Origin of the sequence: Acinetobacter sp. BIGb0102 (assembly GCF_003815055.1) — a bacterium.
GTDB classification, from domain to species: domain Bacteria; phylum Pseudomonadota; class Gammaproteobacteria; order Pseudomonadales; family Moraxellaceae; genus Acinetobacter; species Acinetobacter vivianii.
In genome coordinates this window covers 79,723-96,302 of the sequence record NZ_RKQE01000016.1, presented here as the reverse complement: position 1 = coordinate 96,302, position 16,580 = coordinate 79,723, and the positions used below count along the sequence as shown (strand labels likewise).

Sequence of the window (16,580 nt, the reverse complement as noted above, 5' to 3'; positions counted from 1 at the left end):
ATGAATAAAAACAAGAAACTAGCGTGTTTGTCATTATTATTGTTAAGTCCATTAACAATGGCGATGCAGCCGATGGATGATCAGAGTCTTTCAGCAACGACTGGACAAGACGGTTTGACCATTGGTGTACAGTCCAATGTCCAGTTCAATCAAATGGCAATCATTGATAATGATGGTCTGCCAAGTGGTGGTTATACAGGTCGTGCAGGTCTGGTGATTGCTGGGGTGGCAGGACAAGCTGTTGCAGCGCCTGTAAAAGTGTCTGGATTAAATGGCAGTACCGAGACCACTTTCGGCTTGAAAGCAACCATTGATACAGATAAGGGGAATGCTGCTGCAAAGGGCGCTTTTGCGAATATTGGTTTGACTTTCGATAATAGTATTACAGGACTTCGAATCTCACCTTTCTCTATTTATACCGCAGGATCAAATTCGCTTTCTAATTTAAATGGAAGTAGCTATACACGTAATTCCATTTTTACGGCAGGGACTTTACTTAAAAGTGATGTTAAAGAACTGTTGCGTGTAGGTGGTATCGATATCGTTTTCGCATCAAATAAACCAAGTATGAATATCCAGCTGGGCGCGGCACCGCAAGGGCACATGATTATGTTTGATGGTGCAATTGAGTCCATCTGTGGTTCAGGAAATGGTTGTAATATTATGCTGGTTTCTGATTATACAACCTCTGGAAACGCAGCAACGACCGCTGTTGGTGCAAGTTTTAACTTTAAATTGACAGGACATAATGGTAGTCCTTTTGGGCTTAAAGGTTTCTATGCTGGTGTGTATGGTACAGAGGGAGCTGATAAGGGCGGGATTATTTTTGGCAATGCAGGTACAACAGACAAGTTTGATTTACAGTTGAATAATGTCCTGTTGGGTTCAAATGCAGCCCAACAGTCAGGTGTCTTTAATAATTTACCAAATGCTTCGATTGGAAATATTGGTATGACAGGGGCTTCCGTAACGAATTTAAAAATGAAAGTGAGTGGAATGTAATCTTGAATTGATTTTGGGTTTTCCAAAGCGGCTTAGGCCGCTTTTTTTAATTTAAAATCGAATTTCAGCCTTAGCTTTGCTTTAAGTACTGAAGGATGTCTTCGAGCTGTTTGATCTTCTTCACCTGTCCCCAGAGTTGTTGGGCTTCAGGATAAGCCTTGGTCATCATACCGAGCCATTGCTTATAACGTCCGACCATGCCAATCTCAGTCTTGTATTGTCCGCTTAAGAAGCGTAGCTGCAGTTCCACCAGTTCCGGCCAAGACAGCAGCGCCTGATCCATATTTTGACGAATACATAAGGTTAAATCTGGTGTGGTTACTGCACCCCGACCAATCATTAAATCTTGGCAATGAGATTGTTCCAGACAGGCTTTTGCATGGGCATTGTTCCAGATTTCACCATTGGCAATAACATTGATTTTTAATGCTTCGGTAATCGGTTGGATCTTTTCCCAATAGGCGGGTGGAGTATAACCATCTGCTTTGGTACGCGCATGTACGGTGAGCCAGCTCGCACCTGCATCTTCAATGGCATGGGCATTATCCAAGGTGTGATTTTCATCAAGATAGCCCAAACGCATTTTTGCTGAAACTGGAATATGTGCAGGTACGGCATCACGAACGGCTTTGACTAAGAGATGTACGGTTTCTGGCTCATCTAGTAACACAGAACCCCCACGATGGCGGTTTACTGTTTTGGCAGGACAACCAAAATTCAGGTCAATCGCAGGTGCACCCAGTTCAACCACTTTGACTGCATTGGCAGCGAGCATCTCAGGATTGTTGCCCAGAAATTGCACATGTACAGGCGTGCCAGCTGCGGTTTTACCGCCATTTTTCAGTTCTGGACAAAAGCTATAGTAGATATGATCTGGCTGAATGCTATCGGTAATACGGATAAACTCGGTCACGCACCAATCAAAACTGCCAACATGGGTGAGCACATCACGCATGATTGGATCAGTAAGACCTTCCATCGGAGCGAGTACAAGTTTCACGATTTTTACCTAGTTAAGCGAAAACAGCGTTATACGCATTTTCAGATAGGCTGTCTAGTTTTTATTAGCGTAGAAAAGCTTAACGTCCTAATATCATTTCTAAAACAAATTTACTGCCCATAAAACCTATTGCTAGCAGGACAAAACCTGTAATGGTGAAACGAATTGCTTTGCGTCCACGCCAGCCAAATTTGTAATGTCCGATCAATAATGCGCCGTATAAGAACCATGAAATGATACTAAATGCAGTTTTATGTGCGAGATGTTGGGCAAAAAAGTTATCAATGGTAAAGAAGCCGAACAATAATGCGGCTGTAAGCAGGCCAAATCCAGTAATAATCAAGTCAAATAATAATGACTCCATCACCTGAAATGGTGGAAGCAAATTCACCCAGATACGACGTTTTTGTTTCTTTTTTAGTTCTCGATCCTGAAACCAGAGCAGAACAGCATGAATCGTTGCCATGAGCAGCACAGCATAAGCAGACAGAGACAAAATGATATGTAAGTCCAGACCAAAACTATGTTGTTCAATAATTTGATTTGGCTGGCTAAAAGCGAAACCCAAGATTAAGCCAAAAGCGGCTACAGGCGTTCCAATCAGGTTCAATGGCAGGATCGGACGAATCAGGCTCAGGATCAGACTGAGTGCCAACATGAGTCCAGAAGTGAAGGACATCAGGTTGAATACATCATAATTCACCCCAATAGATGTCAGCATGTCTTGGGAAAGGACAGTCGCATGCAGCACCAGTCCTAAACCGACCATCAGGCCATAACACCAAAGATTTGGAGTACGTTTTGACATTAAACGAATAAACAAATACCAGAATGAACTGGTATAGGCGATAAGTGCCAAAATTGTGTAAACCAAGGGGAGACTGATCATGTCAAACCTTTTGTAGGAGGATGAATAATATTCACCATATAAGATATAAATTCACTTCGAACTACAGTATCCTATAGCATCTTACGCATAAATTTTCTATTTTAAGAAAGATTTTTTTGCAACTAGCCATTTTAAGCGGATTTCGCAATGTTTGATACCTTAACAGAACGACTCACACAGAGTTTAAGAAATGTTACTGGCTCAGGGCAGCTGACCGAAGACAATATTAAAGATACCCTACGTGAAGTACGTATGGCACTTCTTGAAGCCGATGTGGCGTTACCTGTAACTCGTGAATTTATCGCGAAGGTTAAGGAAGAAGCGCTCGGTCAAGAAGTCATGACTCAGCTTTCTCCTGGTCAGGCATTTGTAAAGATTGTCTATGATGAACTCACCAAGATGATGGGTGAGGCAAATGAAACATTAGATTTAAGTGCAAAACCACCTGTTGTTGTGCTTCTTGCCGGTTTGCAGGGTGCAGGTAAAACCACGACTGCTGCAAAATTGGCACGTTTCTTAAAAGAACGCCAAAAGAAAAAAGTAATGACGGTGTCTGCCGACGTTTATCGTCCAGCAGCGATCAAGCAGTTAGAAACAGTATCGAATGAAGTCGGTGTTGGTTTTATTCCTTCTGAAGCGTCTGAAAAGCCGATTGATATTGTGAATCGTGCGATTGAGCAGGCGAAAATTCAGTTTGCTGATGTTCTGATTGTCGATACAGCAGGTCGTTTACATGTCGATGAAGACATGATGGACGAGATCAAAGAATTACATGCGGCGGTGAAACCAACCGAGACTTTATTCGTTGTTGATGCAATGACAGGTCAGGATGCTGCCAATACTGCAAAAGCGTTTAATGATGCTTTGGCTTTAACTGGTGTGATTCTGACTAAAACTGATGGGGATGCACGCGGTGGTGCAGCACTTTCTGTTCGTGCCATTACTGGTAAGCCAATCAAGTTCTTAGGTATTGGTGAAAAACTGGATGCACTTGAGCCATTCCATCCGGATCGTGTTGCACAACGTATCTTGGGTATGGGTGACGTCCTTTCTTTGGTCGAAGAAGTTGAACGCAAAATCGACAAAGAAAAAGCCGAGAAAATGGCGAAAAAACTGCAAAAAGGCGGCAACTTCAACTTTGAAGATATGCTGATGCAGTTTGAGCAAATGAGCAAAATGGGCGGCATGATGGGCTTCCTGGACAAATTGCCAGGCATGAGCAATGCGGGTATTCAGGACGCGATTGAAAAAGCGAATCCTGAAAAGCAAGTGAAGCGTATGGAAGCCATCATTCAGTCAATGACGATCAAAGAGCGTCGTAACCCTGATTTGATTAATCCAAGTCGTAAAAAACGTATTGCTGCCGGTTGTGGTATGGACGTTGCTGAAGTGAATAAACTGATCAAGCAACAGGCACAAATGGCGAAAATGATGAAGAAATTTGCGAATCCATCAGGTATGAGCAAAATGCTGAAATCATTGGGCAATATGCAAAAACAATTTGGTGGCGGTGGTGGTATGGGCCCTTTATTTGGTAGTAATGACCAGAAAAAGTAAGTTCTATCGACTTCCTGAAAAGGCGCGTAATGCGCCTTTTTCTATGCCTATATTTTGAGTGGTTTTGTATAAAATTGATACAAAATATTAATGTTAAGAATAATTAAAAAAGCGCAATATATATTTCTAAGTTTATGTTTTTATTGAAAAATAGTGTTAAATATGTCACATAATTCAAAAAATAGCGTATTTATTCTGCATTGTGAAAATGCCGATCCAGATCAGCATTGGTATGGCTGGTTAGAACAACAACTGAAAAGCGATGAGCTTAGGGTTGAGCGTGTATTTCTTGCAGATGCCAGTCATCCAGAAGCAGATATTTGGCAAACTTGTCTGGAAGCGCAACTAAAAGGGCTGAATGAGCGAAGTATCGTGGTGGCACATGGGCTTTCTTGTGTAGCGCTCTCACGATTTTTGGCTCAGAAATTGAAGCAAATGACCATCAAAGCAGGAATTTTTATTGCTGGTTTTAATGACCCGATTGCTCAACATCCAGAATTTAATGCTTTTATTCAACAAGCTCAGTTTGAGAGCGGCATTCTGAGAGCGAATATTCAGCGACGTCTGGTTTTCTTTTCCAGTAATGATCCCGTGATTCCTGTGCCATTGATGTTTAAATTTTCAAACCTGCTCAATGCCCAGCTGATTGAGGTCGCTCAGGCTGGGCATTTTCGTACAGATGATGGCTTTAAGGAATTTCCACAGTTATTGCAGGCACTTCAAACCTTGCTCAAAGCTGAATTTAGCTGAACATAGTGTTTTAAACCTTGTAGCAATAAATCCGATTCAACTTGAGGTTGATAATGACTGAGGAATTTAGCAAATAAAGTGGCATCACCACCTGTTAAGATTAACTTTTTCGGGGATTGCTGCATGATTTGATCAATGGTACTGATCAGACCGAGCAAAATACCGTGATGGACGGCATCGACCGTGTTATGACCCGGTTTTAAATTATCAAAGGCAGAGTCTGGAATTTTGATCCCTTTAGTATTCTGGATCAGAGAATCCCGTTGCAGATAGAGATTTGGCAGAATATAACCGCCAAGATGCTGTAATCCTTCAACCAGATCGATGGTCAGGGCAGTCCCGCAACCAATTACACAAAAGTTGTCAGCTGGCTTTGCCATTGCCAAGACTTGCAACCAACGGTCAATCCCGAGCTGGCTGGGTACATCATAACCACATTTCATACCAGCATACTCTGCATGAACTTTGGCAAAGATGATCGGAATATCTAGAATATCGAGAATCATCTGGATACGCTGATTATTCTCTGAATCTAGTACGGAAGAAATACCGACCTGCGTCAGATTCTGATGACGAAAATGCTGGATTAAACCCAGTAATAAATCGGCAGGCGATTGCAGGTGTAACTCGGCTGCGTGCTCAAGCACCTGATCGTTTTGTGTAATCCAGTATTTTAAACGGGTATTTCCAATATCAAGCCATAAACTTTTCATGAGCTTTTCCTATTCTCAAACTGAAGCAAGACGTAAGCGACCTTGATAGAATTGCTGGATTTGATCGGTCTTGATCAATACCGCGCCTTCATTGGAGATACCTTGGAATAGTCCCTGAACTTTGCCTTGGGTATGCTCAAATTCCACTTGTTGATTGAGCCAAATCGCGTGGTGGTTAAAACGTTCTGCCAGATTATAACTGCCATGTTCAAACCACTGGGCTGCCTGTTGGATTGCGGTATAGAGTTCAGCAATTAATCCGATTCGGTCGATTGGATCTAAACCGAGCATTTGTAAGGAGGTAATTTGCTGGTCAGCATTTTCCACAGGTGGCGTGGTTAAGTTGATGCCCACCCCAATAATGGCTTGATGAGTCGAAAGTGGTTCTACCAGAATACCGCCCCATTTTCCTTGAGGGCTATATAAATCGTTGGGCCATTTCACTTGTAGTTGAAGACCGTGTAAGCTCGGCATCTGTAGAATATTTAACGCAATTTCCAATGCCAGACGACCGTCTAGTGCTGTCTTGGTCTGGATCAGTGTGCTTAAATAAATGTTTCCTTCAGGAGAGGACCATGGTCGTTGATGTTGACCTCGACCTTGTGTTTGCTGCGCACTGCAAACCAGTCCTGTCGTAATGCCTTTTTCTGCAATTTCACGCATATCATCATTGGTTGATGTCGTGGTGGTCTTGAGTAAAACCACTTCGGGAAACTGATTTTTTGCGTTCAATAATTGTTGAAGCTGGCGGGTTGCGAAATCATCCATCATTTTTACAAGTAGCGTGGTCATTTGTTTATGGAGTTAATCATATATTTGCTGATTGGTGCAATTGCCGGATTTGCTGCGGGGCTATTTGGCGTAGGCGGTGGCTTAATTATTGTGCCGATTTTATATATTGTCTTCACGCAAATGAATTATGACCCGAATGTCATTATGCATATTGCAGTGGGTACATCGTTAGCAACCATTATTGTGACCTCAATTAGTTCGGTAACGGCCCATCATAAGAAAGGTGCAGTGCTCTGGCCTGTGTTCCGTAATCTTGCACCGGGATTGGTGCTAGGATCATTTTTAGGCGCTGGTATTGCCGACTTGATGTCAGGGCAGCATTTGCAACTGGTGATCGGTGTATTTGCAGTCTGGATGGCCTATAAGATGTTTAAAGGGGCCAATGCTGTGGTTGATCCAAATCGACACTTACCAACCGCACCGTTACAACTGGCTGCGGGTGGTGGCATTGGGGTGGCATCGGCGATTTTTGGTATCGGTGGTGGCAGCTTGACCGTTCCTTATCTGAATCGTCATGGTGTGGTGATGCAAAAAGCAGTGGCGACTTCGGCAGCGTGTGGATTGCCGATCGCTGTAGCAGGTGCATTGGGCTTTATGTGGTTTGGTTCCAAAGAGCAGATCGAAGTGCCGAATACCATTGGCTACGTCCATATTTATGCTTTTTTAGGTATTAGTGTCATGAGCTTTATCACTGCGAAATTCGGTGCCAAGGTTGCTCATCTGTTATCGCCAGCCATGTTAAAAAAATGCTTTGCAGGCTTACTGGTGGTGGTTGGGTGTTATTTCATCTACAAAGGGCTGATGTAGATATTAATTTGTTTCGTTAGTCATGAACTTCAAGAATGGATGAAGATGCTTATGTGCGTATTCATCCATGATTAAATTGCGATTGATTTAATATAAATCATATTTTTTGTGATTTATTCCATAAAGTTATTTTCCGATCAGATGGATGGTTGGCGACTCATGGAAAATATAAATATTTGATAATAAAAATAGAAAAAATGATTTTTTCATCTATTTTGAGAATGGATAGGTGCTTTTTCAGGACGATTGGCTTAAAAAGCAATAAAATTGTCAGACAATGATATAGAATTTATAGGGTGAGATCAGTTAAAACAAAAAAGCGTAAATAGCATTGGACAATGCGTATAACAAAGATAGCGAGGCGCTCATGAATCTCGAAGAGGCTGATAGTCTTTCTGAACAGATTGCAAAATATATTAGTGAACAAATTATTAGCGGTGAGCTGGTTGAAGGCGAACGTATTCAAGAGTTGCGCATTGCGAAAGAATTAGATGTCAGTCGCGGTTCTGTCCGTGAAGCATTGCTATTACTGGAACGTACCTATTTAATTGAGATTTTTCCAAGACGTGGTGCGATTGTATCTGAAATGTCGGCGCAACAGGTCAAAGCGCTATTTGATACCAATGTGATGGTTCTTGGGCATATCGTGCAACGCATTAGTGAAACTTGGCGTGTCAATGAAGCTGAGCATTTACAAGCTTTACTGGATCAATTGGTTGAGTTCGTCAGGGCGGGTGACATTGAAAAATTTTACGATGCAATCTTTAAATATTTAGCTGAACAACATGAAATGGTGGCAAATCCATATCTCATGCAATTTTATAAAGAACTGTTGCCTTCATTGCGCCGTAGCTATTTTCTCACCTTGAATACCTCGCGTCGGGAGCTACAAGAGTCATTTACGCTGTTTAAGCTGGTGATTGATGCTATTTTGATCCGAAAATCACAACAAGCTGCTTTATTTATGGAAGATTTTTGTCGACACTTGCGTAACCTTGTGTTGGAATCTCTGACACGTATGAAACAGATTGAATTGGCCTGGGCTAGACGCTCACGCCGCTAGTTAGGGCAGTATGCGTTTAAGTAGTTTAAAACTCTCAGGCTTTAAATCTTTCGCCGATAGTACAACATTAAATTTTAAGGCGAACCGAACTGCGGTTGTGGGGCCGAACGGTTGCGGTAAATCCAATGTTATTGATGCGATTCGCTGGGTCATGGGCGAGTCCAACGCACGTCAATTGCGTGGCGGCAGTATGCAGGATGTCATCTTTACAGGGACAGCCAAGCGTAAACCTGTCGGTGTTGCCAGTGTAGAACTTCGTTTTGACAATACCTATGGCAAATTGGGTGGGGCATATAACGCCTATAATGAGCTGGCAGTCCGTCGTCAGGTGACGCGTGAAGGGAAATCGGAGTATTTCCTGAATGGTACGCGTTGTCGCCGTCGTGATATTACCGATATTTTCTTGGGCACAGGTTTAGGGCCGCGCTCTTATGCGGTGATTGAACAGGGCATGATTAACCGTCTGGTGGATGCCAAGCCTGAAGAAATGCGGGTCTTTATTGAAGAAGCCGCTGGAGTATCGCGTTATCAGGCTCGTCGTCGCGAGACTTTACAGCACTTAGAACATACTGAACAAAATCTGGCACGTTTAGATGACATTGCCGCGGAACTAAAATCACAGCTGAGAAGCTTGAAGCGTCAATCTGAAGCTGCGATTCAATACAAAACCTTAGAAGGTCAGATCCGTACTTTAAAAATTGAGATTCTGTCTTTCCAAGCCAATCAAAGCCAAAAATTACAACAAGAATATACCGTTGAAATGACGGCATTGGGTGAACAATTTAAATTGGTTCGTTCTGAGTCACAGACCATTGAACATGATCTGGAAGCGACCAGTGCTTTATTTCAGCGCTTAATTCAGCAGTCTTCACCATTGCAACATGAGTGGCAGCAGGCAGAGAAAAAACTGGCTGAGTTGAAGATGACACTGGAACAAAAGCAGAGCCTATTCCAGCAGAATAGCAGTAGTCTGGTACAGCTTGAACAGCAGAAAGTACAGACCAAAGAACGTTTACAGTTGTCTGAACTCCAGATCGAAACTTTATCTGCCCAGTTTGATGAGCAAAATGAAACATTATTGGCATTAGAACAGCAAACACAAACCGCTGAACAAAACGTGAGTGATGTTCAGGCCCAGCAAAAGCAAGCACAACAGCAGTTTGAACAGCTCAAAGCACAGGTCGATAAGCAACAACAGCAAAAGTTGCAGATGGCCGCGCAAATTGAGCAGCTTGCCAAAAATGTGTTGCGAATCGAACAGCAAAAGCAAACGCTACAATCGCAAAGTGGTCAGATCCGAGCGCAGGTTCAAGACGAAGAACAGGCACAACTGGAACAATTGCAGCAACAACTTCATCAAGAGATAGTTGAGTTGGAAGCTGCTATTGAAGAACTACAGCAAAAGTTACAGGCGCAACAAGAACAACAACAGCTGGATAAGGCGGATGTGCAAACGCTTAAAACCGAAATACAGGTTTTACTGGCTGAACAAAAGAATTTGAATCAACTGGTGGCAAAACAAAGTCCAAAGCATCAGCAGAATACGCTTCGCTTGATGCAAAGCCTGCATTTAACCGCGCAAGGTAAAAGCCATGCCAGTATCATTGAAAAGTTCTTAGCCAAATGGTTACAAGCGCATTTACTGGATGATGAACAGTCATTTCAAGAAGGTGTGGCTCGACAATTAAAGTCAGCGACGCAACAAGGTATTCAAATTCAACATTTAACCTGTCTAAGCGACTGGATTGAAGCCCCACAATCTTCATTATGGGCAAATGTTGCTGTAGCTGAGAATCTGGCAATCGCTTTAGCGCATCAAGCAGAACTCCAGCAGACACAGTCGATTTTAACGCTAGATGGTTATCATGTTGGCGCAGATTGGGTGATTGGTCTGCATTACGATGAAGATAGCCAAAGTGCACAAGGTATGTTGAGCCATCAAGTGCGTTTAGAGGAAATTGAGCTGCAACTTGCGGAGAAACAACCCAAGCAGCTTGAATTGGAACAGCAATTTTCTCAACAGCAGCACGCCTTGCAACAGCAACAACAACAGTTACAGCAACAGCAACAAAGTCTGAAACAAAAACAGAAAGAGCTGCAACAGCTGGATGTGCAAATTGCCAAATTGCAAAGTACAGCGCAGGCTTTTGTATTGCAGCAACAGCAATTGAGAGATCAACTCAAACAGCTGGATTTACAGCTTGAAGAAGATGCGATGCAGCGTGATGATCTGGAAATTGATTTACACGCGCTTGCACTCAAATTAGAAGCCGTATTGCCGAATTATAAAACCTTGCAGTTTCAGGTAGAAAACCTAAATGAACAACTGGATGAGCAACAACAACAGTTGCTTCAGCAGCAACAGCAACGTGAAAGTCTACGTCGCCAGACATCTCAGGCCAATCAGCAAATTGAGCTATTAGAGAAAGATATTTCATTCTTAAAAACGCAGTATCATCAAATTATTGAACAAATTGAACAGGCAAAGAAATTTGTTGATCCGATTCAATTGGAACTGCCAAATTTAGAGTCACAATTTCAGGAACAATTTCATCAAACTGAAAAATTGCAAAAAAACTGGAATGAATGGCAACTTGAACTGAATCAGATTCAAGAGAAACAGCAGCAGTTGACTGAACAGCGTCATCAAGCCCAGCAAAAAGATGAGCAGGTACGTGAACAGTTAGAGCAAAAGCGTTTGGCTTGGCAAGCAGCTAAATCGGATCGTGAACATTATCTGGAACAACTGAAAGAGTTGAATGCAGACGCTTTATCTGATCTGTCGATTGAAATTAAAGATCATCAACAGAAACTAGAAAAAGCGCAGCAGCAATTCGAAAAAATTGGTGCGGTCAATCTGGCAGCTTCGCAAGAATATGAGGAAGTATCACAGCGTTTTGATGAACTCAGTCATCAGATGCAGGACTTGCAGAATACGGTTGATCAACTGAAAGATGCCATGAAAAGTATTGATCAGGAAACCCGTAAGTTATTCATGACCACTTTTGATCAGGTCAATCAAGAGATGCAAGTCCTTTTCCCTAAAGTCTTTAATGGCGGGGAAGCGAGCTTAAGTCTTGAAGATGACTGGCAATCTGGTGTGAAATTGATGGCGCGTCCACCAGGCAAACGAAACAGTTCATTGGCTCTATTATCGGGTGGTGAAAAAACCTTGACCGCATTGGCGCTGGTGTTTGCGATCTTTAGATTAAACCCTGCACCATTCTGTGTTTTGGATGAAGTTGATGCACCTTTGGATGATGCCAACGTTCAGCGGTATTGTAATTTGGTAAAAGAGCTTTCTGAACAGGTGCAATTCATTTACATTACACATAATAAATTGGCGATGACAATGGCAACTGACTTACTGGGAGTGACCATGCCAGAGCCAGGCACATCAAAATTAGTGACTGTCGATTTAGAGCAGGCAAAAGAATACGGGTTAGTTGCGGAGTCATAGTATGGAAATGAATACAATAATAGGCATTGTTATCGCCGTTGTGATTATGCTCGTTGGTTTAATGATGCTTTTAAGAAAACCGAAACCGGTCGAGCCGTCATTAGAAGCGGATTTATATATTAATCCTGAAAGTCAGCAGCCTGTCATCCCTCGTCATGTACGAGATCAAGTTTTACCAGATGAAGTGGTCACCACAACTGAACGTGTTGAACCAAGTCTGAATACAGACGTGGTTGCGGTAGAGACCCCAGTAGAAAAAACAGTTGAATCTGCAAATACCGTAGAAAAAACAGAAGCTGTGGTTTCAACAGAAGAAGTCGCTAAAGAAGAAACTGTTGAAGCAGTTGTAGATACTGAAACTGTTCAAAAAGATGAGACCGTGACTGCTGAAGCAGAAACAACAGTCGTCCCTGAAAATGCAGAAGCTACAGAGAAAGCTGAGGAAAGTAAAACCGAAGCAGAACTCAGCTTGAACCCGAATATCGAAACAGTCGCAATTGAAGAGTTTGATGGCGAAAGTAATATTCTGGATGTGCATTTACACGAACAACAACGCTACGACGATGAAAGTGCTTTAGCAACTGCAGAGCAAATCATTGCTCTGAATGTTTATCCGAATCCACGCCGTGCCTTATCAGGTGATAAAGCACTCAAAGTTTTATTGAAGTATGGTTTACGTTTCGGTGAAATGTCGTGCTTCCATCGTTATGAAAATACCGATGAACCAAGTGCCTTGATGTTCTCTGTATTGCGTATGACGGATAATGGCCCAGCTGGTTTTGATCTGGAAACCTTATCTGGTGAGCAGGTGCAAGGTCTTGCATTCTTCTTGGCATTACCAAACAGCAAGGCCGTTACGGGTTATGACATGATGACCAGTATTGCGGGTTTAATTGCGCGTGAAGTCGATGGTAAGGTCTATGATGAAAATAATCTGGAATTTACGCCGCAGTTAAAAGAACATTGGCGTCATCACGTGATTGATTATCGTCCAAATCAAGCAACAGCTTAATGAATCTTTTATAATAAATTCAGTGAAAAGTTATAGGGCGGTTTTTCCGCCCTTTTATATGGTGAAATTTAAATGGAACACAACTCAGTTATTGAGCAAATGCGTCAGTTAATTCAACTGATTGCAAAACATAATCATGCTTACTATGTGATGGATCAACCTTCCATTTCAGACAGTGAATATGACCATTTATTTCATCAGCTGAAAGCTTTAGAACAACAATATCCAGACTGTATTCAAGCGGATACCCCGACCAATAAAGTGGGTGGTCAAGCCTTATCAAAATTTGAAAGTGTCACTCATGCAGTGCCAATGTTGTCATTGGGCAATGTGTTTAATCAGGAAGACCTGTTTGCTTTTGCCCGTCGTATTGATGAACGTTTACCGAACCAGAAAGTGCAGTATGAAGTAGAACTGAAACTGGATGGTTTAGCGATTTCACTGTGGTATGAAAATGGTGTGTTGGTTCGTGGTGTCACTCGTGGCGATGGCGAGACAGGCGAAGATATTACCCAGAATGTCAAAACCATTCGTAATTTACCCAAAGTATTATCAAGTCAGCATCAGGCGATTCCAGAGTTCTTGGAAGTACGTGGCGAAGTGTTGATGCCGAAGCAAGGCTTTGAAAAGCTCAATGCCGATCAGGAAGCCAAAGGCGATAAAACCTTTGCGAACCCACGTAATGCTGCGGCAGGCAGTTTAAGACAGCTTGATCCAAACATTGCAGCCTCACGTCCATTGGCGTTCTATGCTTATGGGATTGCGCAGTGTATACCGAATCATGGACTGGAGACTATGCACGATAGTCTGCATTGGTTGACCAAGTTTGGTTTTGAAATTGCAGAACGTCAATTCCTGTGTGCTTCGATTGAAGAAGTACAGCAACGTTATGAACAGATTCAACAAGAACGCCCAGATCTCAAGGTTGAAATTGATGGCATGGTGATTAAGGTCGACAGCCTTAAACAGCAACAACAATTGGGTTTCTTGAGTCGTGAACCGCGTTGGGCAACGGCCTATAAATTCCCAGCACAGGCTGCACTCACCAAAGTGGAAAATATTGACTGGCAAGTGGGTCGTACAGGCACACTAACGCCTGTTGCGCGTTTAGCACCAGTCTTTGTTGGTGGCGTGACGGTATCGAATGTGACCTTACATAACATTGGTGAAATTCACCGTTTAGATGTACGTGTTGGCGATACCGTAAGTGTTTACCGTACTGGCGATGTGATTCCAAAGGTCGAGAAGGTCTGGGCGGAGTTTCGTCCTGTGGATGCCGAGATGGTGCATCTTCCAGAAAATTGTCCAGTCTGTGATTCACCAGTGGTCATGCCAGAAGGTGAGGCATTGGCACGTTGTTCGGGCGGTTTATATTGTGCGGCACAGCGTATTGAAGCGATTCGTCATTTTGTTTCACGTAAAGCCTTAGATATTGAAGGCTTAGGTGATCGTTGGGTGGAGTCACTTCTGCATCTCGACCTACTCAAAGATGTGGCTGATATTTATCATTTGCATGAACATCGCGCGACCTTATTGACTATTGAAAAAATGGGTGAGAAATCGGTTCAGAACCTGATTGATGCGATTGAAGCCAGTAAGAAAACCACTTTGGCACGCTTTATTTATGCTCTGGGGATTCGTGGGGTGGGTGAGACCACAGCGCGTATGCTGGCGAATACCTTCCAGACGCTTGAGGCTTTGAAATCAGCGGATATTGAAGCACTCAAGAAAACCCCTGATGTCGGTGATATTACTGCTGAATGGATTGCTGATTTCTTCCAAGCACCACATAACATTGAGGTACTTGATCGTTTAATGGCAGCAGGTATTCATTGGGATGCACCAACCGCACCAACACGCCAACCCTTGAATGGTGAGAGTTGGGTGGTAACAGGAACATTGGAAACCATGGGACGTGATGAAGCAACCCAGAAGCTTCAAGCCTTGGGTGCTCGTGTGAGTGGTAGTGTTTCTAGCAAAACCAAATGTGTGGTTGCAGGCGAGAAAGCAGGTAGTAAGCTGGATAAAGCGCAGAAACTGGAAATTCGTGTCTTGAATGAGCAAGAGTTCTTGGAATTTTTGGCGCAATACGAGGCTTAATCTACCAAGAAAAGCCCATTCAATGAATGTGAGTTGAATGGGACTATTTAATTAAATCCTGAGACTGGGAAATAATTATCTTGACAGAGTCTTGCCGAGTTTACACTCAATTTCAGGATAAGCTTTCAGCTGGACTTACTTTGGTTTTGCCCAAAGTAAGTAAAACCTGAGGTGCGAATAGCAAAGATTTATTATCTTTGCCGCACTGCAAGGCGAAAGCTATGCTTGAGTATAGACTACGTAGATTGTTGCCTTGCGCTTCGCCAAAGCTTTAGTCGCTTTGGCTTGCTCAGGTTGTGGATGACGTCTCCGAGTACCAAGTTTTAATTAGCGTTGAATAAATATATTGTATTGAATCAAATATATTTTTTTACAATGCCGTCATCCAGCAATTGCTGGAAATGTTCACAGACACTTTCACGCACATCGCGATATTCAATCCCTAAATCTTTCACGCTACGTTGTGAATTAAAGTAGATGGGGTAACCCATATTCAATTTTACAAATTGACGAGAATGACCGAGGATTGGCGCGACAAAAGAAAAGGCTGTTTTTGGCACAGTAAAGTGCGGGAATGGAAATTTATAGCCAAACTTCTGAGTAAGTGCCTTGCCCATATCCAATAAACTTAATGTTCCACCACAAATAATATAGCGGCCATGTGCATTTGGATTTAATGCCGCAGCGACATGTGCATCGGCAACATCACGAACATCGACAATTCCATTCCACATTGGCGGAACACCGAACAAGGTGGTGCCATTACCGAACTGTTGTAGTACTTCAATACTACCTGACTGACTGGCATCGGTTAGGGATGGCCCCATGACTAAAGCCGGGTTAATGCATACCAGATCCCAACGGTTTTGTTGCTCGGCCATTTCCCATGCTTTGCGCTCGGCCATGACTTTTGAATAAGGATAGGGTTGGTGTGTTTCGCTACTGGTTGTGTTCCAGTGATTTTCATCAAACTCATTATTGGCAGTGTCTTGAATCTCAACTGCATCGCCATAAGTTGAGGCAATGCTTGAAGTGAGTACGACACGTTTAACTGATTCAGTGCGATTAACGCTGTTCAAAACATTTTCTGTGCCTTTCACCGCAGGCTCAATGATATCTTTAACAGCATCTTTATAATTGGTGACAACGAAAGGCGATGCGGTATGAATCACGATCTCGCAATCTTTCATCGCTTCATCAAATGAACCTGATTCAAGCAAATCTGCTTTGAAAAACTGGATTTGTCCAGCTGATTGCTCTGCCAGATCATACAAATGCTGGATTTTATTTTTCTTTGATGGGTCACGTACAGTTGCATGAACTATATGACCTTGATTCAACAGACGTTCGATAATCCAGCCTGCAATATAACCCGTCGCGCCAGTAACCAAAATTGGTTTGCTTTTATCCATTGTGGTTTCCACATTATGTTTTT

Annotated in this window: 13 protein-coding genes; 8 read left to right on the top strand and 5 right to left on the bottom strand. The window is 42.7% G+C overall.

The features are described from left to right. A complete protein-coding gene (locus tag EC846_RS16100; protein WP_062846446.1) occupies positions 1-1,002 on the top strand; it encodes a DUF6160 family protein in 1,002 nt (333 codons plus the stop codon). 70 nt (positions 1,003-1,072) lie between these two features. Here the strand turns inward: EC846_RS16100 and EC846_RS16095 are convergent, their stop codons facing one another. Both EC846_RS16095 and EC846_RS16090 read right to left on the bottom strand, forming a co-directional pair. Then, positions 1,073-2,002: a tRNA dihydrouridine synthase gene (locus EC846_RS16095; protein ID WP_123775762.1), complete on the bottom strand. Its 930-nt coding sequence runs from the start codon at positions 2,000-2,002 to the stop codon at positions 1,073-1,075. 79 nt (positions 2,003-2,081) lie between these two features. Then, entirely contained in the window at positions 2,082-2,891 is an 810-nt protein-coding gene (locus tag EC846_RS16090; RefSeq protein WP_005256228.1) for a cytochrome C assembly family protein, read from the bottom strand. A gap of 147 nt (positions 2,892-3,038) precedes the next feature. On the opposite strand from EC846_RS16090, the gene ffh reads away from it, so the two are divergent. Further along, the gene (gene ffh / locus EC846_RS16085) at positions 3,039-4,448 is read left to right on the top strand and encodes a signal recognition particle protein (protein ID WP_004770827.1); all 1,410 of its coding nucleotides are present in this window, start codon (positions 3,039-3,041) and stop codon (positions 4,446-4,448) included. 162 nt (positions 4,449-4,610) lie between these two features. Beyond that, on the top strand, positions 4,611-5,198 hold the full coding sequence (locus EC846_RS16080; RefSeq protein ID WP_123775761.1) for an RBBP9/YdeN family alpha/beta hydrolase: 588 nt from the start codon (positions 4,611-4,613) through the stop codon (positions 5,196-5,198). Here EC846_RS16080 and EC846_RS16075 read toward each other — a convergent pair. Both EC846_RS16075 and EC846_RS16070 read right to left on the bottom strand, forming a co-directional pair. Then, a complete protein-coding gene (locus EC846_RS16075) occupies positions 5,168-5,911 on the bottom strand; it encodes a pantothenate kinase (RefSeq protein WP_123775760.1) in 744 nt (247 codons plus the stop codon). The two genes, EC846_RS16080 and EC846_RS16075, sit on opposite strands and share 31 nt — an antisense overlap. Positions 5,912-5,926: 15 nt before the next feature. Continuing rightward, positions 5,927-6,703, bottom strand: coding sequence for a biotin--[acetyl-CoA-carboxylase] ligase (locus tag EC846_RS16070; RefSeq protein ID WP_123775759.1), 777 nt, complete (start codon positions 6,701-6,703; stop codon positions 5,927-5,929). 6 nt (positions 6,704-6,709) lie between these two features. Here EC846_RS16070 and EC846_RS16065 point away from each other — a divergent pair, with 6 nt between their 5' ends. The 5 genes from EC846_RS16065 (at position 6,710) to ligA (ending at position 15,145) form a co-directional block, all read left to right on the top strand. Then, on the top strand, positions 6,710-7,510 hold the full coding sequence (locus EC846_RS16065; protein ID WP_123775758.1) for a sulfite exporter TauE/SafE family protein: 801 nt from the start codon (positions 6,710-6,712) through the stop codon (positions 7,508-7,510). A 367-nt stretch (positions 7,511-7,877) separates the two neighbouring features. Beyond that, a complete protein-coding gene (locus tag EC846_RS16060) occupies positions 7,878-8,573 on the top strand; it encodes a GntR family transcriptional regulator (RefSeq protein WP_004770835.1) in 696 nt (231 codons plus the stop codon). A gap of 10 nt (positions 8,574-8,583) precedes the next feature. Continuing rightward, the gene (gene smc, locus EC846_RS16055; protein WP_123775757.1) at positions 8,584-12,033 is read left to right on the top strand and encodes a chromosome segregation protein SMC; all 3,450 of its coding nucleotides are present in this window, start codon (positions 8,584-8,586) and stop codon (positions 12,031-12,033) included. A 1-nt stretch (position 12,034) separates the two neighbouring features. Then, entirely contained in the window at positions 12,035-13,045 is a 1,011-nt protein-coding gene (locus EC846_RS16050; RefSeq protein ID WP_123775756.1) for a cell division protein ZipA C-terminal FtsZ-binding domain-containing protein, read from the top strand. 72 nt (positions 13,046-13,117) lie between these two features. Beyond that, the gene (gene ligA, locus EC846_RS16045; protein ID WP_123775755.1) at positions 13,118-15,145 is read left to right on the top strand and encodes an NAD-dependent DNA ligase LigA; all 2,028 of its coding nucleotides are present in this window, start codon (positions 13,118-13,120) and stop codon (positions 15,143-15,145) included. A gap of 356 nt (positions 15,146-15,501) precedes the next feature. Here ligA and EC846_RS16040 read toward each other — a convergent pair whose 3' ends face one another. After that, on the bottom strand, positions 15,502-16,557 hold the full coding sequence (locus tag EC846_RS16040) for an SDR family oxidoreductase (RefSeq protein WP_123775754.1): 1,056 nt from the start codon (positions 16,555-16,557) through the stop codon (positions 15,502-15,504). Positions 16,558-16,580 lie beyond the last annotated feature (23 nt).